The sequence below is a fragment of the Streptomyces europaeiscabiei genome, from assembly GCF_001550375.1.
GTDB classification, from domain to species: domain Bacteria; phylum Actinomycetota; class Actinomycetes; order Streptomycetales; family Streptomycetaceae; genus Streptomyces; species Streptomyces europaeiscabiei.
This window is the reverse complement of the sequence record NZ_LRTR01000162.1, coordinates 1-20061: the sequence shown is the minus strand read 5'-3', so window position 1 is coordinate 20061 and position 20061 is coordinate 1. Positions and strand designations below refer to the sequence as shown.

The 20061-nt window shown below is 68.5% G+C and carries 22 protein-coding genes and 1 pseudogene; 17 read left to right on the top strand and 6 right to left on the bottom strand.

What is annotated here, in order from left to right; genetic code table 11:
• Window positions 1–26: 26 nt before the first annotated feature.
• The 11 genes from AWZ10_RS07245 to AWZ10_RS07195 all read left to right on the top strand — a co-directional run bounded on the left by AWZ10_RS07245 (window position 27) and on the right by AWZ10_RS07195 (window position 10251).
• Entirely contained in the window at window positions 27–1313 is a 1287-nt protein-coding gene (locus tag AWZ10_RS07245; RefSeq protein WP_046705596.1) for an MraY family glycosyltransferase, read from the top strand.
• A 434-nt stretch (window positions 1314–1747) separates the two neighbouring features.
• Window positions 1748–2185, top strand: a complete 438-nt coding sequence (locus AWZ10_RS07240; protein WP_046705583.1) for a Cg1360 family ATP-synthase-associated protein — start codon at window positions 1748–1750, stop codon at window positions 2183–2185.
• Between the two features lie 225 nt (window positions 2186–2410).
• Window positions 2411–3229, top strand: a complete 819-nt coding sequence (gene atpB / locus AWZ10_RS07235) for a F0F1 ATP synthase subunit A (protein ID WP_482258094.1) — start codon at window positions 2411–2413, stop codon at window positions 3227–3229.
• Window positions 3230–3305: 76 nt separating this feature from the next.
• Window positions 3306–3539 carry an ATP synthase F0 subunit C gene (gene atpE, locus AWZ10_RS07230; RefSeq protein WP_003997868.1) on the top strand — a complete coding sequence of 78 codons (234 nt, stop codon included), beginning with the start codon at window positions 3306–3308 and terminating at the stop codon, window positions 3537–3539.
• 40 nt (window positions 3540–3579) lie between these two features.
• Window positions 3580–4128: a F0F1 ATP synthase subunit B gene (locus tag AWZ10_RS07225; RefSeq protein WP_037695387.1), complete on the top strand. Its 549-nt coding sequence runs from the start codon at window positions 3580–3582 to the stop codon at window positions 4126–4128.
• A complete protein-coding gene (locus AWZ10_RS07220) occupies window positions 4125–4940 on the top strand; it encodes a F0F1 ATP synthase subunit delta (RefSeq protein WP_046705582.1) in 816 nt (271 codons plus the stop codon). The genes AWZ10_RS07225 and AWZ10_RS07220 overlap by 4 nt, the downstream gene beginning before the upstream one ends.
• 133 nt (window positions 4941–5073) lie before the next feature.
• On the top strand, window positions 5074–6672 hold the full coding sequence (atpA, locus tag AWZ10_RS07215; protein WP_046705581.1) for a F0F1 ATP synthase subunit alpha: 1599 nt from the start codon (window positions 5074–5076) through the stop codon (window positions 6670–6672).
• Between the two features lie 21 nt (window positions 6673–6693).
• Window positions 6694–7611, top strand: coding sequence for a F0F1 ATP synthase subunit gamma (locus AWZ10_RS07210; protein ID WP_046705580.1), 918 nt, complete (start codon window positions 6694–6696; stop codon window positions 7609–7611).
• Complete coding sequence (atpD, locus tag AWZ10_RS07205) at window positions 7612–9048, top strand: F0F1 ATP synthase subunit beta (RefSeq protein ID WP_046705579.1); 1437 nt, start codon at window positions 7612–7614, stop codon at window positions 9046–9048.
• Between the two features lie 242 nt (window positions 9049–9290).
• Entirely contained in the window at window positions 9291–9665 is a 375-nt protein-coding gene (locus AWZ10_RS07200; protein ID WP_037695399.1) for a F0F1 ATP synthase subunit epsilon, read from the top strand.
• A gap of 133 nt (window positions 9666–9798) precedes the next feature.
• On the top strand, window positions 9799–10251 hold the full coding sequence (locus tag AWZ10_RS07195; protein WP_046705578.1) for a DUF2550 domain-containing protein: 453 nt from the start codon (window positions 9799–9801) through the stop codon (window positions 10249–10251).
• Window positions 10252–10293: 42 nt separating this feature from the next.
• Here AWZ10_RS07195 and AWZ10_RS07190 read toward each other — a convergent pair whose 3' ends face one another.
• The 3 genes from AWZ10_RS07190 to AWZ10_RS07180 all read right to left on the bottom strand — a co-directional run bounded on the left by AWZ10_RS07190 (window position 10294) and on the right by AWZ10_RS07180 (window position 14067).
• A complete protein-coding gene (locus AWZ10_RS07190; protein ID WP_060890716.1) occupies window positions 10294–12114 on the bottom strand; it encodes a glycoside hydrolase family 18 chitinase in 1821 nt (606 codons plus the stop codon).
• A gap of 127 nt (window positions 12115–12241) precedes the next feature.
• Entirely contained in the window at window positions 12242–12883 is a 642-nt protein-coding gene (locus AWZ10_RS07185; RefSeq protein WP_060890690.1) for a response regulator, read from the bottom strand.
• Window positions 12880–14067 carry a sensor histidine kinase gene (locus AWZ10_RS07180; protein ID WP_046705576.1) on the bottom strand — a complete coding sequence of 396 codons (1188 nt, stop codon included), beginning with the start codon at window positions 14065–14067 and terminating at the stop codon, window positions 12880–12882. Before AWZ10_RS07180 ends, AWZ10_RS07185 begins: the two co-directional genes overlap by 4 nt.
• Window positions 14068–14219: 152 nt before the next feature.
• Between AWZ10_RS07180 and AWZ10_RS07175 the strand changes: the two genes are divergently transcribed.
• On the top strand, window positions 14220–14807 hold the full coding sequence (locus AWZ10_RS07175) for a hypothetical protein (protein ID WP_060890689.1): 588 nt from the start codon (window positions 14220–14222) through the stop codon (window positions 14805–14807).
• On the top strand, window positions 14804–15046 hold the full coding sequence (locus AWZ10_RS07170; RefSeq protein WP_046705574.1) for a DUF5708 family protein: 243 nt from the start codon (window positions 14804–14806) through the stop codon (window positions 15044–15046). The genes AWZ10_RS07175 and AWZ10_RS07170 overlap by 4 nt, the downstream gene beginning before the upstream one ends.
• Here AWZ10_RS07170 and AWZ10_RS07165 read toward each other — a convergent pair.
• Genes AWZ10_RS07165 through AWZ10_RS07155 form a run of 3 tightly spaced genes read right to left on the bottom strand, consistent with a single transcriptional unit; the run spans window position 15043 to window position 17179 of the window.
• Window positions 15043–15615: a cob(I)yrinic acid a,c-diamide adenosyltransferase gene (locus AWZ10_RS07165; protein WP_060890688.1), complete on the bottom strand. Its 573-nt coding sequence runs from the start codon at window positions 15613–15615 to the stop codon at window positions 15043–15045. The two genes, AWZ10_RS07170 and AWZ10_RS07165, sit on opposite strands and share 4 nt — an antisense overlap.
• Before the next feature lie 13 nt (window positions 15616–15628).
• On the bottom strand, window positions 15629–16378 hold the full coding sequence (locus tag AWZ10_RS07160; RefSeq protein WP_046705572.1) for an ABC transporter permease: 750 nt from the start codon (window positions 16376–16378) through the stop codon (window positions 15629–15631).
• A gap of 18 nt (window positions 16379–16396) precedes the next feature.
• Window positions 16397–17179: an ABC transporter ATP-binding protein gene (locus AWZ10_RS07155; protein WP_046705571.1), complete on the bottom strand. Its 783-nt coding sequence runs from the start codon at window positions 17177–17179 to the stop codon at window positions 16397–16399.
• 101 nt (window positions 17180–17280) lie between these two features.
• Here AWZ10_RS07155 and AWZ10_RS07150 point away from each other — a divergent pair, with 101 nt between their 5' ends.
• The 4 genes and pseudogenes from AWZ10_RS07150 to AWZ10_RS07135 form a co-directional block, all read left to right on the top strand.
• Window positions 17281–17922 carry a TetR/AcrR family transcriptional regulator gene (locus tag AWZ10_RS07150; RefSeq protein WP_060890715.1) on the top strand — a complete coding sequence of 214 codons (642 nt, stop codon included), beginning with the start codon at window positions 17281–17283 and terminating at the stop codon, window positions 17920–17922.
• Window positions 17923–18051: 129 nt separating this feature from the next.
• Complete coding sequence (locus AWZ10_RS07145) at window positions 18052–18900, top strand: 3-hydroxyacyl-CoA dehydrogenase family protein (protein ID WP_046705570.1); 849 nt, start codon at window positions 18052–18054, stop codon at window positions 18898–18900.
• Window positions 18901–19083: 183 nt separating this feature from the next.
• On the top strand, window positions 19084–19407 hold the full coding sequence (locus AWZ10_RS07140) for an STAS domain-containing protein (protein WP_033526497.1): 324 nt from the start codon (window positions 19084–19086) through the stop codon (window positions 19405–19407).
• A 334-nt stretch (window positions 19408–19741) separates the two neighbouring features.
• Window positions 19742–20061 (top strand): annotated as a pseudogene (locus tag AWZ10_RS07135) (ATP-binding protein); the annotation flags it as partial.

Here is a 20061-nt window from a genome sequence, read left to right as displayed (position 1 = left end):
GGCCAGCGAGACCTGTGGGGAAGCCCGTGCGTGAATACCTCCTGACGCTCTGCATCACGGCCGCGGTGACGTACCTCCTGACAGGACCGGTGCGGAAGTTCGCGATCGTGGCCGGAGCCATGCCGGAGATCCGTGCGCGCGACGTCCACCGAGAACCGACGCCACGCCTCGGTGGAATCGCGATGTTCTTCGGACTGTGCGCCGGTCTGCTGGTCGCCGACCATCTGACCAACCTCAGCGAGGTCTTCGCCAAGTCCGACGAACCGCGCGCGCTGCTCTCCGGGGCCGCGCTGATCTGGCTGATCGGCGTCCTGGACGACAAGTTCGAGATCGACGCCCTGATCAAGCTCGGCGGTCAGATGATCGCGGCCGGCGTGATGGTCATGCAGGGTCTGACGATCCTGTGGCTGCCCGTCCCGGGTGTCGGCATCGTCGCGCTGACCCAGTGGCAGGGCACCCTGCTCACGGTGGCCCTGGTCGTGATCACCATCAACGCGGTCAACTTCGTCGACGGCCTCGACGGCCTCGCGGCCGGCATGGTGTGCATCGCCTCCGCCGCGTTCTTCATGTACGCCTACCGCCTCTGGTACAGCTACGGCATCGAGGCCGCCGCCCCCGCCACGCTGTTCGCGGCCGTCCTCATGGGCATGTGCCTGGGCTTCCTGCCACACAACATGCATCCCGCGCGGATCTTCATGGGCGACTCCGGCTCGATGATGATCGGCCTGGTGCTGGCGGCCGGCGCGATCTCCATCACGGGGCAGGTCGACCCGGACATTCTGGGCCTGTACAACATCTCGGAGCGCAGCACGGTCTACTCGATGGTCCCGGTCTACATCCCGCTGCTGATGCCGCTGACCATCATCGCGATCCCGGCGGCCGACCTGATCCTCGCGATCGTGCGCCGCACCTGGCGCGGCCAGTCGCCGTTCGCCGCCGACCGGGGCCATCTGCACCACCGGCTCCTGGAGGTCGGGCACTCGCACAGCCGGGCCGTGCTGATCATGTACTTCTGGTCGGCGGTCATCGCCTTCGGCACCCTCGCCTACACCGTGAACGAGGCGTCCATGTGGATCGTCCTCGCCATCGCCATGCTCAGCGGAGTCGGCCTCTTCCTCCTGCTGCTGCCCCGCTTCACCCCGCGCGCCCCGCGCTGGGCGGAACGCTTCGTACCGCCCCGCTACCGCCGCCGCGCAGCCGTCCCTGCGACCCCGGAGCCCGTTGCCGACTGGACCCCGTCCCTCAACGGAGCGACGGCGATCGGCGGCCGTACCCACGAACCGGAACGCAGCCCGGCGGGCGCGCGCCGCTGAACCGAGGCGGTGCGGCAGGGTGCTCGTCGCAGTACCTAGGGAACCGGCCCAAGGCCGTGTGCGGCGGACCGCACACGGCCTTGGGCCGTCCGTCGTGCGAGCGCAGGGGTGGGGCGTGGCGCTGACGGCAAGGTAAGAATCTGACTAACACTTTGCCGATGCCATGCAAGAGCGTGACGGTGCAAACCGTCCTTATACCAGACAAGTCGGCGCTCTTTCTGCACAGACGGGCGGGTTCACTCTCATGTGTGACACCTGGCACAGCGTTCAGGTAAAGACCTCATCAAATAGTTTGTGATACGGTTCACGAGAACCCGGGACAGAGTCGAAGGACCGCAATGCGACGGTCCATTGGCGTGAGATTTCCGCTCGCCCCCGGGGTCTACGCTCGTCCATGACGACACCCTGCCCCCTCAGCAAGCGGAGTTGCCGCCATGCCGTCCAATGACGTCCGGACCCTCCTTCAGGCTGCCGTACCCACGGCTGCCGCCGGCGCGATCGCCGCTGTCATCAGCGGTGTGGTCGTCGGAGGCAAGGGGGCTCTCGGTGCCGTCGTCGCGGCGGTGATCACGATCCTCTTCATGGGAATCGGGCTCTACGTTCTGCAGCGCACTGCCAAATCGCTTCCTCATCTGTTCCAGATGATGGGGTTGATGCTCTACGCGGCACAGATCCTGCTGTTGTTCATCTTTCTGTCCGCGTTCAAGAACACCACTCTGTTCCACCCCAGGGCCTTCGCGTTCACGCTCGTCGCCACCACGCTCGTGTGGATCGCCGCACAGACGCGCGCACACATGAAGGCCAAGATCCTCTACGTCGAACCCGATGCGCCGACGGGCAACAAGCCCGAAAAATCGGGGCACTCGTCGTGAGGAGTAGGGCCGGGATAAGGGCGTGTGTGAAGTCCTGCTATCGTCCGGTGCCAACTGCGGCATCGCGGGCGCGGGCATCTGAGCTGACGCCTGCTCAATCGCGAGGCTTGATGCCCCCCAGCCGCCCCCACATCCGTAACACCAGTCCAGTGCCGACCCGCGGCTGCGCGCCGCGCCGACACAACGAGGTTGCCGTACCCATGCGTCACGCCGAAGGAGCCCGTGGTGAGTGCTGACCGGACCCAGCTCGCCTTTGACTGGAGCTGTCGGATCATGTCCGACAACGGCTGTGGCTTCCCGGCTCCGGGCCTGCACTCGTTCCTCTTCAAGCCGATCGCCACGGTCGGCGGGTTCGAGTTCAACAAGGTGATGCTGCTCGCGCTCATCACCACCCTCCTGGTGATCACCTTCTTCACACTCGCCTTCGGCAAGGCGAAGGTGGTACCGGGCAAGCTGCAGATGATCGGCGAGGCGGGCTACGACTTCGTACGCCGCGGAATCGTCTACGAGACGCTGGGCCGGCGCGAGGGCGAGAAGTACGTCCCGCTCATGGTCTCGCTGTTCTTCTTCATCTGGCTCATGAACATCTGGTCGGTGATTCCGCTGGCACAGTTCCCGGTGTCGTCGATCATCGCCTACCCGATGGTTCTGGCCCTGATCGTCTACGTGGTCTGGGTCTCGCTGACCTTCAAGAAGCACGGCTTCGTCGGCTTCTTCAAGAACGTCACCGGTTACGACAAGTCGCTCGGCCCGGTGCTGCCCCTCGTGGTGGTCATCGAGTTCTTCTCGAACCTGCTGGTCCGCCCGTTCACCCACGCGGTGCGACTGTTCGCCAACATGTTCGCCGGCCACCTGATGCTGGTCATGTTCACCGTTGCCTCCTGGTACCTGCTGAACAGCTGGATGATCCCGGCGGCCGGTGTCTCCTTCATCATGACCATCGTCATGATCCTCTTCGAGCTCTTCGTGCAGGCCGTCCAGGCGTACGTCTTCGTGCTCCTCGCCTGCTCGTACATCCAGGGCGCGCTCGCCGAGCACCACTGAGCACCGCGCTCCACCAGCCCCCAGAACGTCCGGTGGCCAACCCCCGCCGGTCCATGAAAGAGAAGGAAGAATCAGCATGGCTGCCCTTGAGACCCTCGCCGCTGTCGACGGCAACATCGGCTCCATCGGCTACGGCCTCGCCGCCATCGGCCCCGGCGTCGGCGTCGGCATCATCTTCGGTAACGGCACCCAGGCCCTGGCCCGCCAGCCCGAGGCCGCCGGCCTGATCCGCGCCAACCAGATCCTCGGCTTCGCCTTCTGTGAGGCGCTCGCCCTCATCGGCATCGTCATGCCGTTCGTCTACAACTGACGAACCCTGACGAGCGAACCTTTCAACGAAAGGCACTGATGTGATCGCCAACCTGGTACAGCTGGCGGCCGAGGAGGAGCAGAACCCGCTCATCCCGCCGGGCCCCGAGCTGCTCGTGGGCGCCATCGCCTTCGCCATCGTCTTCTTCTTCTTCTGGAAGAAGGCGCTCCCGAACATCAACAAGGTTCTGGAAGAGCGCCGCGAGGCGATCGAGGGCGGAATCGAAGAGGCCGACCGCATGAAGGTCGAGGCCCAGAGCGTTCTTGAGCAGTACAAGGCTCAGCTCGCCGAGGCCCGGCACGAGGCCGCGCGTCTGCGCCAGGAGGCGCAGGAGCAGGGCGCCACGCTCATCGCCGAGATGCGTGCAGAGGGCCAGCGGCAGCGCGAGGAGATCATCGCCGCCGGTCACTCGCAGCTCGAGGCCGACCGCAAGGCCGCCTCTTCGGCGCTGCGTCAGGACGTGGGCAAGCTCGCCACGGACCTGGCCGGCAAGCTCGTCGGTGAGTCCCTCGAGGACCACGCCCGGCAGAGCCGTGTGATCGACCGGTTCCTCGACGACCTCGAGGAGAAGGCCGAGGCCACGCGATGAACGGAGCGAGCCGCGAGGCCCTGGCAGCCGCACGGACGCGTCTCGACGCGCTGACGGACTCCACGTCCGTGGACGCGGCGCGGCTCGCCGACGAGCTGGCCGCCGTCACCGCGCTGCTCGACCGCGAGGTGTCGCTGCGTCGGGTCCTGACCGACCCGGCGCAGTCCGGCGAGGCCAAGGCCGAGCTGGTCGGCCGCATCCTCGGCGGCCAGGTCGGCGCGACCACCGCCGACGTGGTGTCCGGTCTGGTGCGCTCCCGCTGGTCGCAGCCCCGCGACCTGGTGGACGCGCTGGAGCAGCTGGCCGCCATCGCCGATCTCACCGCCGCGCAGCAGTCGGGCACGCTCGACGACGTCGAGGACGAGCTGTTCCGGTTCGGCCGGATCGTCGCCTCGAACACCGGGCTGCGGTCCGCGCTGACCGACCGTGCCGCAGGCGCCTCGGCCAAGGGCGAGCTGCTGAGCAGCCTGCTCGGCGGCCGCGCCAAGGCCACCACCGAGCGTCTGGTGACGCGCCTGGTGACCGCGCCGCGTGGACGTAGCCTGGAAGCGGGACTCGAGTCCCTGTCCAAGCTCGCCGCCGAGCGCCGGAGCCGCATGGTCGCCGTCGTCACCTCGGCGGTCCCGCTGAGCGACCCGCAGAAGCGACGCCTCGGCGCCGCCCTCGCGAAGCTCTACGGCCGTGCCATGCACCTCAACCTCGACGTGGACCCCGAGGTCCTTGGCGGGATCCGGGTCCAGGTCGGCGACGAGGTCATCAACGGCTCGATCTCGGACCGACTCGAGGACGCCGGCCGCCGCCTGGCGAGCTAGCACAAACTTCATAGCAGTACGTACGTATGTCTGCGGCCCGGTTGGGCCGTGCAGAGGATTCACCTCGTTCAGGGGGGAGTCCCCATCCCCCCAAGTGAAACTTCGGGCCCAACAAGGAGAGCAGGGAACCCAGATGGCGGAGCTCACGATCCGGCCGGAGGAGATCCGGGACGCGCTGGAGAACTTCGTCCAGTCGTACAAGCCGGACGCGGCCTCGCGCGAGGAGGTCGGTACGGTCACCCTTGCCGGCGACGGCATCGCGAAGGTCGAGGGTCTTCCCTCGGCCATGGCCAACGAACTGCTGAAGTTCGAGGACGGCACCCTCGGCCTCGCGCTCAACCTGGAAGAGCGCGAGATCGGCGCCATCGTCCTCGGTGAGTTCAGCGGCATCGAGGAGGGCCAGCCGGTCACCCGTACCGGCGAGGTGCTGTCGGTCGCCGTGGGCGAGGGCTACCTCGGCCGCGTCGTCGACCCGCTCGGCAACCCGATCGACGGCCTCGGCGAGATCGAGACGTCCGGCCGCCGCGCCCTGGAGCTGCAGGCTCCGGGCGTCATGGCCCGTAAGTCGGTGCACGAGCCGATGGAGACCGGCTACAAGGCCGTCGACGCGATGACCCCGGTCGGCCGCGGCCAGCGTCAGCTGATCATCGGTGACCGCCAGACCGGCAAGACCGCCCTGGCCGTCGACACGATCATCAACCAGCGCGACAACTGGCGTTCCGGTGACGTGAACAAGCAGGTCCGCTGCGTCTACGTCGCCATCGGCCAGAAGGGCTCGACCATCGCCTCCGTGCGTGGCGCCCTCGAAGAGGCCGGCGCGCTGGAGTACACGACCATCGTCGCCGCCCCGGCGTCCGACCCGGCCGGCTTCAAGTACCTGGCGCCGTACACCGGTTCGGCCATCGGTCAGCAGTGGATGTACGAGGGCAAGCACGTCCTCATCATCTTCGACGACCTCTCGAAGCAGGCCGACGCCTACCGCGCCGTGTCGCTGCTGCTGCGCCGCCCGCCGGGCCGCGAGGCCTACCCGGGTGACGTCTTCTACCTGCACTCCCGTCTGCTGGAGCGCTGCGCGAAGCTCTCCGACGAGCTGGGTGCCGGTTCGATGACCGGTCTGCCGATCGTCGAGACGAAGGCCAACGACGTCTCGGCGTTCATCCCGACCAACGTCATCTCCATCACCGACGGCCAGTGCTTCCTGGAGTCGGACCTCTTCAACGCCGGTCAGCGCCCCGCGCTGAACGTCGGTATCTCCGTCTCCCGAGTCGGTGGTTCCGCGCAGCACAAGGCGATGAAGCAGGTTTCCGGCCGCCTGCGCCTCGACCTCGCCCAGTACCGTGAGCTGGAGGCGTTCGCCGCCTTCGGTTCCGACCTGGACGCCGCGTCGAAGTCGCAGCTGGAGCGCGGTCAGCGCCTGGTCGAGCTGCTCAAGCAGGCTCAGTACCAGCCGATGCCGACCGAGGACCAGGTCGTCTCCGTGTGGGCCGGTACCACCGGCAAGATGGACGACGTTCCGGTCTCCGACGTCCGCCGCTTCGAGAAGGAGCTGCTGGAGTACCTGCACCGCAAGGAGCAGGGCCTCATGACCTCCATCAAGGAGGGCGGCAAGATGTCGGACGACACCCTCACCGCTGTTGGCGACGCGATCGCCGAGTTCAAGAAGCAGTTCGAGACCTCGGACGGCAAGCTGCTCGGCGAGGACGCTCCGGCGGCCGTCAACGTCTCCAAGTGACGTAAGGAAGGGACCTGACTCATGGGAGCCCAGCTCCGGGTCTACAAGCGTCGCATCCGATCCGTCACCGCGACCAAGAAGATCACCAAGGCGATGGAGATGATCGCCGCCTCGCGCGTCGTCAAGGCGCAGCGCAAGGTGGCGGCCTCCACGCCGTACGCGACCGAGCTCACCCGCGCGGTCACGGCGGTCGGTACCGGTTCGAACACCAAGCACCCGCTGACCACGGAGGCTGAGACGGCGACCCGTTCCGCGGTGCTGCTCCTCACGAGCGACCGCGGACTGGCCGGCGCCTTCAACTCCAACGCCATCAAGGTCGCCGAGCAGCTCACGGCGCGCCTCGAGGCGGAGGGCAAGGAGGTCGACACGTACATCGTCGGCCGCCGCGGTCTGGCCCACTACAACTTCCGCGAGCGCAAGGTCGTGGAATCGTGGTCGGGCTTCACCGACGAGCCGAGCTACGCGGACGCGAAGAAGGTCGCGGGTCCGCTGATCGAGGCCATCGAGAAGGAGACGGCGGACGGCGGCGTGGACGAGCTCCACATCGTCTTCACCGAGTTCGTCTCGATGATGACGCAGACGGCGCTCGACGACCGTCTGCTGCCGCTCAGCCTCGACGAGGTGGCGAAGGAGTCGGCGCCGAAGGGCGAGATCCTTCCGCTGTACGACTTCGAGCCGTCGGCGGAGGACGTCCTCGACGCCCTGCTGCCGCGCTACGTCGAGAGCCGTATCTACAACGCGCTGCTCCAGTCGGCTGCCTCCAAGCACGCCGCCACGCGCCGCGCGATGAAGTCGGCGACCGACAACGCGGGAGACTTGATCAACACGCTCTCCCGCCTTGCCAACGCGGCCCGCCAGGCCGAAATCACCCAGGAAATCAGCGAGATCGTCGGTGGCTCCGCAGCCCTGGCCGACGCGACCGCGGGGAGTGACAGGTAAATGACGACGACAGTTGAGACGGCCGTTGCCACGGGCCGCGTCGCCCGGGTCATCGGCCCGGTCGTCGACGTGGAATTCCCCGTCGACGCCATGCCGGAGATCTACAACGCCCTTCACGTCGAGATCTCCGACCCGGCCGAGGCCGGCAAGAAGAAGACGCTGACCCTGGAGGTCGCCCAGCACCTGGGTGACGGCCTGGTCCGCACGATCTCGATGCAGCCCACCGACGGTCTGGTCCGCCAGGCCGCCGTCACCGACACCGGCACGGGCATCTCCGTCCCGGTCGGCGACTTCACCAAGGGCAAGGTGTTCAACACCCTCGGTGAGGTGCTGAACACCGACGAGAAGTACGACGGCGAGCGCTGGACCATCCACCGCAAGGCCCCCAACTTCGACGAGCTCGAGTCGAAGACCGAGATGTTCGAGACCGGCGTCAAGGTCATCGACCTTCTCACCCCGTACGTCAAGGGTGGAAAGATCGGTCTGTTCGGCGGTGCCGGCGTCGGCAAGACGGTGCTCATCCAGGAGATGATCTACCGCGTCGCCAACAACCACGACGGTGTCTCCGTGTTCGCCGGTGTCGGTGAGCGCACTCGTGAGGGCAACGACCTCATCGAGGAGATGGCGGAGTCGGGCGTCATCGACAAGACCGCCCTGGTCTTCGGTCAGATGGACGAGCCCCCGGGCACCCGTCTGCGCGTGGCCCTCGCCGGTCTGACCATGGCGGAGTACTTCCGCGATGTGCAGAAGCAGGACGTGCTGTTCTTCATCGACAACATCTTCCGCTTCACCCAGGCCGGTTCCGAGGTCTCGACCCTGCTCGGCCGTATGCCCTCCGCGGTGGGCTACCAGCCGAACCTGGCCGACGAGATGGGTCTCCTCCAGGAGCGCATCACCTCGACCCGTGGTCACTCGATCACCTCGATGCAGGCGATCTACGTCCCCGCGGACGACCTGACCGACCCGGCCCCGGCCACCACCTTCGCCCACCTCGACGCGACGACGGTTCTCTCCCGTCCGATCTCCGAGAAGGGCATCTACCCGGCCGTGGACCCGCTGGACTCCACGTCCCGCATCCTGGACCCCCGCTACATCGCGGCGGACCACTACAACACCGCGATGCGTGTCAAGACGGTCCTGCAGAAGTACAAGGACCTCCAGGACATCATCGCGATCCTCGGTATCGACGAGCTGGGCGAGGAGGACAAGCTCACCGTCCACCGTGCCCGTCGCGTGGAGCGCTTCCTGTCCCAGAACACCCACGTCGCCAAGCAGTTCACCGGCGTCGACGGGTCGGACGTCCCGCTGGAGGAGTCGATCACCGCGTTCAACGCGATCATCGACGGCGAGTACGACCACTTCCCGGAGCAGGCGTTCTTCCTGTGCGGTGGTATCGAGGACCTGAAGAAGAACGCGAAGGAGCTCGGCGTCTCCTGACGCCCGGCGACTCGTGAACAGTGGGGGGCGAGGCCACACCTCATGGGGTGCGCCCCGCCCCCCTCTGTACTCCCACAGCTGCATTGCCCGGGGACTGTATCGATGTGCGGCCACCGCCGCGCGGCCCCCGGACCCCCGGCCGAAAGACCCGGGGTGGGCCCCGGCGATCTGATTCCCGGAGCCCTACTAGACTTGTACCCAACACCCGGCCAAGACGCCGGGTGGTGACCCGAGGAGCCACCTTGGCTGCTGAGCTGCACGTCGCGCTGGTCGCGGCCGACCGAGAGGTCTGGTCGGGCCAGGCCACCCTGGTCGTCGCCCGTACCACGTCCGGCGACATCGGCGTCATGCCCGGTCACCAGCCGCTGCTCGGTGTGCTGGAGTCGGGCCCCGTGACCATCCGTACGAGTGAGGGCGGCACCGTCGTCGTCGCCGTGCACGGCGGTTTCATCTCGTTCGCGGACGACAAGCTGTCCCTGCTGGCCGAGGTCGCCGAGCTGGCCGACGAGATCGACGTCCAGGGCGCGGAGCGTGAGCTGGAGCGCGCGAAGGCGGCGGGCGACGCCGCCGCCGAGCGCCGCGCGGATGTACGACTGCGTACGGCGGCGGCGCGCTGAGCCCGCACGTCGTGTGATGCTGTACCTCAGCCGCGGCCGGGTCAGGATGTCTTCATCCTGACCCGGCCGCGGCTGAGGCGAATGTGGGTGTTTTTTACGTTCCGTTACCTAGGAGACGAGGAGGTCGGTGTCGATGGTCCTCGCTCTGACTGTGTGCGGGTCGGTGATCGCGCTCGTGGTGGTGGGGCTCTTCGTCTTCGGACTGCGCCGGCGCCTCATCCAGCGCTCCGGCGGCACCTTCGACTGCAGCCTCCGCTGGGACGCCCCGGAGAAACCCGGCAGCGACGAGAACGGCAAGGGCTGGGGTTACGGGGTCGCCCGCTACAACGGCGACCGCATCGTCTGGTACCGCGTCTTCTCGTACTCGCCCCGCCCCCGCCGGGTCCTGGAGCGTTCGGCGATCGAGGTGGCCGGGCGCCGCACCCCCGAGGGCGAGGAGGAGCTGGCGCTCCTCTCCGACGCGGTGATCCTCGCGTGTCTGCACCGCGGGACCCGTCTCGAACTGGCGATGAGCGACGACGCGCTGACCGGTTTCCTCGCGTGGCTGGAAGCAGCCCCGCCCGGCCAGCGCGTCAATGTTGCCTAAGCGCTATGTGTAGTCGCTACGTGTAGTTCCTGGGCGTGGTCGCTACGTGAGTCCGTTGCTGATCGCGGTCACCAGCTCTCCGTTGCCCGTGTCTCCGCTGAACTCCCAGAAGAACGCGCCGCCCAGACCCTGGTTCTTGGCCCAGGTCATCTTCGTGCCGATGGTGGCGGGCGTGTCGTAGCTCCACCAGTTGGTGCCGCAGTGCGCGTAGGCCGTGCCCGCGACGGTGCCGGTGGCCGGGCAGGAGTTCTTGAGCACCTTGTAGTCCTCGATGCCCGCCTCGTAGGTGCCGGTGGCCGCGCCGGTCGCCGTGCCGCCGGGAGCGGACTGGGTGACGCCGGTCCAGCCACGGCCGTAGAAGCCGATGCCGAGCAGGAGTTTCGAGGCGGGGACGCCCTTCGCCTTCAGCTTGGCGATCGCGTCGGCGGAGTTGAAGCCCGCGGTCGGAATGCCGGAGTAGGAGGTCAGCGGGGAGTGCGGGGCGGTCGGGCCGGTGGTGGCCCACGCGCCGAAGTAGTCGTACGTCATCACGTTGTACCAGTTGAGCGAGGCCGCGGCGCCGCCGTAGTCGGCCGCGTCGATCTTGCCGCCGGAGGAGCCGTCGGCGGTGATGGCCGCGGTGACCAGGTAGTTCGAGCCGAACTCGGTGCGCAGCGCCGACATCAGGTTCCTGAAGGCCGCCGGGCCCGAGGTGTCGCAGGTCAGACCGCAGGCGTTCGGGTACTCCCAGTCGATGTCGATGCCGTCGAAGACGTCGGCCCAGCGAGGGTCCTCCACGACGGCCTTGCAGGACTTGGCGAAGGCCGCCGGGTTCTGCGCGGCCTGGCCGAAGCCGCCGGAGTAGGTCCAGCCGCCGAAGGAGTACAGCACCTTGATGTGCGGGTACTTGGCCTTGAGCTGGCGGAGCTGGTTGAAGTTGCCGCGCAGCGGCTGGTCCCAGGTGTCGGCGGTTCCGCTGACGGACTGGTCGGCGGTGTACGCCTTGTCGGTGGCCGCGTAGGCGTCGTCCAGCACGCACTGGCCGTTCTTGACGTTGCCGAAGGCGTAGTTGATGTGCGTGATCTTCGCGGCGGAGCCCGAGGTCACCAGGTTCTTGACGTGGTAGTTGCGGCCGTAGACGCCCCACTCGGTGAAGTAGCCGAGGTTGACCTTCGAGGCGGGGTTCGGATTGCTGCCGCCGGTGGTCCGTACGGCGGTCGCGCCGCTCACCGGGCCGGTCTGGTCGGCGGTGTCGCGGGCCTGGACGGTGTACGAGTAGTCGGTGCCGGCGGTCAGGCCGGTGTCCGTGTGGGTGGTGCCGGTGACGGTGGCGACCTTGGTACCGCCGCGCAGGACGTCGTAGTTCTTGATCCCCTTGTCGTCGGTGGCCGCGCTCCAGCTCAGCTTCACCGAGGTGTTCGTGACGTCCGAGGTGGTCGGGGTGCCGGGGGCGGACGGTGCAGCGTCACCGGGGACGCTGGGGCCGCCGTCACAACTTCCGCCGTTGAGCCTGCAGTTGGCCGGGGAGCCTGAGCCGCTCCCGTTGAAACCGAAGGAGACGGAGGCGCCGGGAGCGAGGGTGCCGTTCCAGGACTTGTTCCTGGCGGTCCAGTGCGTGCCGGAGGAGGTGACGTCCGCGTCCCAGGCGGAGGTGACGGACGTGCCGGAGGGGAAGTCCCACTCGACGGTCCAGGAACCGATGGTCGTGGTGCCGGTGTTCTTGACCGTCCACCTGCCTTCGAAGCCGGAGCCCCAGTCCTGGGGCTTGGCGTAGGTGGCGGTCGCCTCGGTGGCGGCCTGCGCGGGCGTGGCGAGACCGACCAGGCCGGCGAGGGGGAGGAGAAGGGTGGCGAGACCCGCTGTGGCTCTGTGCCTGAAGCGCATGTGCGCCTCCTTGTGGGGTGTCGTGAGCATGAGCATGACGTGGCGCAGTGCGGCCGAGAATAGAAAGGTCTGGACCATAGGTCAATGGGTCTGGACCAGTGCGCTCATGCGGGACACCCCGGTGAGGTCAGACCCCCAACTCCTGTGCGAGTACCGCCGCTTGCACCCGGCTGCGCAGGTCGAGCTTGCCCAGCAGGCGGCTGACGTGCGTCTTCACCGTCGCTCCGGCCATGTCCAGGCGCCCGGCGATCTCCGCGTTCGACAGCCCTTCGCCGAGGCAGGAGAGGACTTCCCGTTCTCGCCGGGTGAGGGAGTCGAGGACCGACGGATCGGCCGTGGGTTCGCGTACGGGCTTGGCGGCGAACTCGGCGATCAGGCGCCGGGTGACGGCCGGGGCGATCAGGCCCTCGCCGCGTCCCACCGCCCGTACCGCCTCGATGAGGTCCTTCGCCTCCGTGTTCTTCAGCAGGAACCCGGCGGCGCCGGCCCGCAGCGCCCCGAAGACGTACTCGTCCAGGTCGAAGGTGGTGAGCACCAGTACGTCGGCCAGGCCCTCGGCGACCACCTGGCGGGTCGCCGACACCCCGTCCAGGCGCGGCATCTGCACATCCATCAGCACCAGGTCCGGCCGCAGCTCCCGCGCGAGTGTCACCGCCCGCTCGCCGTCGGCCGCCTCGCCGACCACCTCGATGTCCGGCGCGCTGCGCAGGATGAGCACCAGCCCGGACCGTACGGCGGACTGGTCCTCGGCGACGAGCACACGGATCATGCGGGTTCTCCTTCGGTGACGGGCAGGGCGGCGCGGACGCTCCAGATCTTGCCGTGCCCCGAGCTCTCCGGGCCCGCCTCGAAGGTGCCGCCCAGCAGCGCGACCCGCTCGCGCATCCCGACCAGACCGGCGCCGGAGCCGGGCGCGCTCGGACGGTCGCGATCGCCGTACGGGCTGGTCACGGCGATGCCGAGGGAGCCGTCCGCCTGGCGCAGCGCGACGGTGACCCGGCCGGGGCAGGCGTGTTTGAGGGCGTTGGTCAGCGACTCCTGCACGATGCGGTAGGCCGCCATTTCGACGGGGGCGGGGAGGGCGTCGCCGTGGTCGGCGTCGAGGGTGACGTCGAGTCCGTTGGTGCGGGCTCCGTCGACGAGCGCGCCGAGCCCGTCGAGCGTGGGCGCGGCGGACGGCTCGGTGTCGTCGCCGGCGTCCCGCAGGATGCCGATCAGCCGGCGCATCTCGGTCAGCCCCTCGACGCTGTTCTCCCGGATGACCTTGAGGGCCTGCTGGGAGGTCGCCGGATCGTCGAGGGAGAGCGCGGCCGTGGAGTGGATCGCGATCGCCGAGAGGTGGTTGGCGACCATGTCGTGCAACTCCCGTGCCATGCGCGCCCGTTCGGAGACGACGGCCTGGGCGCGGTCCATCTCCGCCAGCAGGGCCGTCTGTTCGGCGCGCAGCCGGGCGGCCTCGGCGGCGTCGCGGTGGTTGCGGACGATCCAGCCGGTGGCGGCGGGCATGAGGGAGACCAGCCCGACGACCAGACCGATCAGCAGGGCATCCGGCTTCCGGAAGGCCGCGAGGGGCACCACCGTGAAGGCCACCGTGACCAGTCCGGCGATCCAGGGGACCCGGCGGGCCGTGGCGGCCGGACCGTACAGCACGGCCGCGTACACAAGGTCGGTGAACATCAGCACCGTGATCAGGCTGCCCTGGGTCATCGTCTCCAGGGTCAGGGCGGCCCACCCGACCAGCAGGGCCGTGCGCGGCATGGTGCTGCGCAGCGCCTCGCAGCCGGCGGTCACGACGAGGGGCGGCAGCACCCACCAGGGGCCCTCGAACACCACGAGCCCGTCGTGGGGGGTGCGTGTGGTGAGACCCAGGCCCCACAGCAGCAGGCCGCCGAGGAGCCCGGCGACGGCGATGTACACGTCGATGCGGTGCGGGCGGGGCGGTCGTACGGCCATGACTCCATCCAACACGGGACGGGTGCCCGGCGCCTGATGCCCGCGAACGGTCCTGGACTGCATCTTTCGATGTACCGCGACTTCGTCACCGCCGACGACGAATCGAGGGCCGGCGGCCGGGAGTCTGGAAGTGTGACCGAAAGGAGCGAGTCGTGATCGTCGCGTTGATCATCGCCTGTGAGGTCGGCTTCTGGGTGCTGCTGGCCCTGGCCCTGGCCGTCCGTTACCTACTGAAGAAGCGCCGGGCCAGTGTCGTGCTGTTGCTCTGCGAGCCCGTGCTGGAACTGGTGCTGTTCGTCGTGACCGCGATCGACCTGAAGAACGGCGCCGAGCCCAGCTGGGAGCACGGTGTGGCGGCGCTCTACATCGGCTTCACCGTGGGGTACGGCCACTACATGATCACCTGGCTGGACGGCCACGCGGCGCACCGCCTGGGCGGCGGGCCCAAGCCGCCGGGGCCGCCCAGGTACGGCCTGGCCAGGACCCGGTACGAGGGCGGCCTCTGGCTCCGCACGGTGGTGGCGGCAGCCGTCGCGCTGGTGCTGCTCCAGGGTGCCGTCTGGTACGTCGGCGACGACGGGAACGTCGATGCGCTGCGGTCGTTCCAGTGGACGGCGCTCCGGGCCGCGGGTATCCACGGGCTGGTGGCTCTCGCCTATCTGATCTGGCCGAAGAAGGAGCCGGGTGCCCCGGAGGGCGAGCACCGGGGCACGTACTCGAAAGAGGGTGTCGGGCGATGAGCGGCACGAGGGGCAAGCCGATGAAGAACCTGGTGGAAGGGGTCGGCACCTTTGCGATCGGCCTGACCCTGTGGCTCTTCACCGACCGAGTGGAGGTCCCGGTCGTCACCCTGGCCAAGGTCGGCGTGGTGATGATGTGCGTGGGCGGCGTCCTCGTCGCGACGGGCCTTCTCCAGAGGGCCCGCGGAACGGCAGGCGACCCCTGGCCGCTCCGCGCGAACGCCCCGGGAAGCGGCTAGCGTTCCCCGCCCGGCACCCACAGCACATCTCCGACCTCCTTGTTCGCGGTCCTCGCGAGGATGAACAGGAGGTCGGAGAGGCGGTTGAGGTAGGTCGCGGTGAGGGGGTTCATCTCCTCGCCGTGGGCCTCCAGGGCGGCCCACGTCGAGCGCTCGGCCCGCCGGACCACCGTGCAGGCCTGGTGGAGCAGGGCCGCGCCGGGGGTGCCGCCGGGCAGGATGAAGGAGCGGAGCTTCTCCAGCCGCTCGTTGAAGTGGTCGCAGTCCGCCTCCAGCTTGTCGACGTAGAACTGCTCGACCCTCAGGGGCGGGAACTCGGGGTTCTCGACGACGGGGGTGGAGAGGTCGGCCCCGACGTCGAACAGGTCGTTCTGCACCCGGGTGAGGACCTTGACGACCTCCTCCGCCAGCCCGCCCAGCGCGATCGCCGTCCCGAGCGCCGCGTTGGCCTCGTTGGCGTCCGCGTACGCCGAGATCCGCGGATCGGTCTTGGGCACCCGGCTCATGTCCCCGAGGTTGGTGGTGCCCTTGTCGCCGGTCCTGGTGTAGATGCGCGTCAGATTGACCATGTGACCAGCGTAGTTACGCTCCGGCCGTCCGGAAGACCCGTGTGCCCACCGTCACGGCGAGCGCCGTGAGGCCGACGGCGACCAGAACGCCGTACAACATGGACGGGGTGGCGTAAGCGCCGACGTACGCGTCCCGCATCGCGTCCACCAGATAGCGCAACGGCACGAAGTGGGAGAGGACGTCGAGCCAGCCGGGGGCCAGGGACATCGGCAGCATCAGGCCCGACAGGAGCATCGACGGCATGGTGAGGGCGTTCACCGCCGGGCCGAACTCGTGCTGGGAGCGGGCCTTCATGGCGAGCGCGTACGACAACGAGGCGAGCGAGACCGTCAGCAGGGCCACGAAGGCGAAGCCGATCAGGATGCCGGCGAGCGGTGCGCGCAGACCCATGAGCAGGGCCGCGAGGACGAGCAGCACCGCCTGGAGGACGAAGACCGCCGCGTCGCGCAGCACCCGGCCCAGCAGCAGGGCGAGGCGGCTCACGGGGGTGACGCGCATCCGCTCGATCACCCCCGTCTGCTTTTCGAGGATGACCATGAAGCCCGCGAACGAGGCCCCGAACAGGCCCAGTTGAAGCAGCAGGCCCGGCACCAGCACCTGCCAGGAACTGCCCCGCGTGCCGAGCGGGACGCCGGTGAGCAGCGGCCCGAAGAAGAGCAGATACAGCAGCGGCATCAGCACGCCGAACAGCATCGCGAAGCGGGAGCGCAGGGTCTGGCGGGCGTACCGCCCGAAGATCAGCGCGGTGTCGTGAAGAAGCATCAAAGTCCTCGGACGGTTCTAGACGGCTACGGGGGTGGTGTCGGCGGGGGAGGGCCCGCGCCCGGTGATGGCCAGGAAGGTGTCCTGGAGCGTGGCGTCGATCGAGCCGCCGTGCCGCAGCTTGAGCGCGCCCGGGGTGTCGTCCGCCACGACCAGGCCCTGGTCGACGACGACGATCCGGTCGGCGAGGGCGTCCGCCTCGTCGAGGTAGTGCGTCGTGAGGAAGACCGTGGTGCCGTGCTCGTCGCGCAGTCGGCGGACCAGCTCCCAGAGATCGGCACGGCTGCCGGGGTCGAGTCCGGTCGTCGGCTCGTCGAGGAAGAGGACCCGGGGGCGGTGGGTGAGCGCCATGGCGATGTCGAGGCGGCGCCGCTGGCCGCCGGAGAGCGCGGCGCACTTGCGGTCCAGCAGCTCGGTCAGGTCCAGGTCGCGGGCCAACTCCGTCGCGCGCTCGACGGCCTGGCTCTTCGTCAGGCGGTAGAGCCGGCCCTGGGTGACCAGCTCCTCCCGCACGGTGATCTGCGGATCCACCCCGCCCGACTGTGCGACGTAGCCGCAGGCCCGGCGCACCCCGGCAGCGTCGGTCGCCAGGTCGTGGCCCGCGACCGTGGCCGCGCCGCCGGTGGGGGGAAGCAGGGTCGTGAGCATCCGCAGGGTCGTCGTCTTCCCGGCGCCGTTCGGGCCGAGGAAGCCGAGGATCTCGCCGGGGCGGACGGTGAGGTCGATTCCGCGCACGGCTTCCACGGGGCCGCGCTTCGTCCGGAAGGTACGGGCCAGACCGGCTGTACTGATGATGGGCATGGCCTCAGAAAAACAGAGTCACTGAAATTTTGCAATGCCACCAAATTTTCAGAGGGTCCAGTGAATCCCCGGTGACCGGCGGGGCGACCTACGATGTGGCCATGGCAGAGGGGCTCAGGGAGCGCAAGAAGCGTGAGACGCGGCAGCGGATCTCGGACATCGCCACCGGTCTGTTCCTGGAGCACGGCTTCGTGACCGTGACCATCGCGGAGGTGGCCGACGCGGCCGACGTCTCCGTGAACACGGTCTACAACTACTTCCCCGCCAAGGAGGACCTCTTCTTCGACCGCAGCCAGGGCATCGTCGAACGCCTCGCCCGCTGGGTGCGCGCCCGGGACCGGGGCGAGTCGGCCGTCGCCGCCGTCCTGCGCGAACTGCGCGCCGAGGTCGAGGCGGTCTCGCCGCACGTCGGCCTGACGGAGGGCTACGACCGCTTCATGAAGGCCATCCACGAGGCGCCCGCCCTGCGTTCCAGGCTGTGGAGCATCCAGCAGGAGATCCAGGACAACCTGGAGGCGGCCCTGAGGGAGGAGACCGGTGCCGCCGACGACGACTCCCTGCCCACCCTGATCGCGGGTCAGGTCAACTGGGTCCACCAGACGGTGATGGCGGTCATCGGACGGGAGATGCTCGCCGGGCGCAATCCGGACGAAGTGTCCCGAGAGGTGCTTCTTCTCCTGGACGGCATGGAGGGCCTGTTGAGCGACAAGGTGCTCAACTACGCCGTACGACCCTCCGAGTGAGTGCCGCCGGTGTGATGTCCGCCCATTGAGACGTGACTCGCGTTACTAAGCGGTCACACGGCCCTCCGTGAGCGCTAGTGTCCGCCGAAGAGGTAACCCATCAACAGCGCGTACCAGGGGAGTCGCACAGTGGCACGGAAGCTCGCTGTCATCGGAGCCGGACTCATGGGGTCCGGTATCGCCCAGGTGTCCGCGCAGGCGGGCTGGGACGTCGTCCTGCGCGACGTCACCGACGAGGCGCTCAACCGTGGCATCGGCGGCATCACGGCGTCGTACGACAAGTTCGTGAGCAAGGGGAAGTTGGCGGCCGAGGACGCCGAGGCGGCCCTGGGGCGGATCACCGCCACCACGGACCTCGACGCGGCGGCCGACGCGGACATCGTCGTCGAGGCCGTCTTCGAGAAGCTCGAAGTGAAGCACGAGATCTTCCGGGCCCTGGACAAGGTCGTCCGCGAGGACACCGTGCTCGCCTCGAACACCTCCGCCATCCCGATCACCAAGATCGCGGCAGCCACCGAGCGGCCCGAGCGGGTCGTCGGCGTCCACTTCTTCTCGCCGGTGCCCATGATGGGGCTGTGCGAACTGGTGCGTGGCTACAAGACCAGCGACGAGACGCTCGCCACCGCACGGGAGTTCGCCGAGTCGGTCGGCAAGACCTGCATCGTCGTCAACCGCGACGTCGCCGGCTTCGTGACCACCCGTCTCATCTCCGCCCTCGTCGTCGAGGCCGCGAAGCTGTACGAGTCGGGCGTCGCCACCGCCGAGGACATCGACCTCGCCTGCAAGCTGGGCTTCGGCCACGCGATGGGACCGCTGGCCACGGCCGACCTGACGGGCGTCGACATCCTGCTGCACGCCACGAGCAACATCTACACCGAGTCCCAGGACGAGAAGTTCGCACCTCCGGAGCTGATGCGCCGGATGGTTGACGCCGGTGACATCGGACGCAAGAGCGGGCAGGGCTTCTACACCTACTGACACCGACACGGCGTCACGGGTCGCACTTCCCACGCATGTGAACGCATGAGCCTCTCCGGCCTCACCCCTTGAGGTGAATTCGGTATCGGTTCGCTCACAGACGGCAACCTGAGGGTGTGAAACGCCGTCAGAGGTTGCATCACCCACATCACGGAGTACGAGACGCACTCACGGGGAGCGCTTATGTACATCAGGGGCGACCACGCCGAGCTGGTCGTCGGGGGCCGCCTCGACGTACGCAGCGCGGCGGACGCCCGTACGGTCCTGCACTCGGCCGTCGACGACGGAGCCGGCGACCTGGTGCTCGACCTGTCAGAGCTGGACTCCTGGGACGCCACCGGACTCGGGGTGATCATGGGAGCCCACCGGCGGGCGGGACGGTGCGGCCGGCGGCTGGTGCTGCGCGATGTGCCACCGCAGATGCAGCGGCTGCTCGTGGCCACCCGGCTGCACCGCATCCTGGCGATCGAGGGCGGCATCGGTCTGGAGTCGTTGCCCAGAGTCTGAACGCGTGTGCGGATCCCTACGTATGGCTCGGTGTGTGCGGGACACCCGTCGGCATGACCCCTCCGGTCGGCATGCCCCCTCGGTCGTCATGGGGGCCATGAGGAACATGGGGACCATGGGGGCGAAACGCACCACCCGCGCAATCCTCACGAGACTGTGACGTCTCGGACGGCGTGGGGCCCCGGACTGTCGGAGATACTGTGCGAAGGTTTAGGGTTCGGCTGCCCGCTGCCAGCTACCCTCGAGCGGGTTCCGGACCAGAAGCGACAGCGCGGTGTGCGGCCAGGCCGGGAGGGGCTCCAGCACACGAGACGCTTTTGGGGGGCTTGAACCGATGGACCCGAACAACCGGGGACCCGCAGAACACGGCCATGACGACGGACAGGCGCAGCCCAAGCGTCCACCACGTGACGCGCTGACGCAGGACTTCGACCGGCACGCTCCGGCACTCGCCCGCACCGTCCAACTCCTCGCGGGCGACTTCCTGCTCACCGTCAACCCCGTCGACGGCAGCGAGATCGAGAACTGCCCGCCGGGCGAACTGCCTGGTCGGCCCGTGAAACACCCGCCCGCCGAGCGTGCCGCGATCGACGCCGCCGCCCGGCCGCCGGTGCCCCCGGGCCCCTCGCTGCCCCGGCTGCCCCTGCTCCAGCG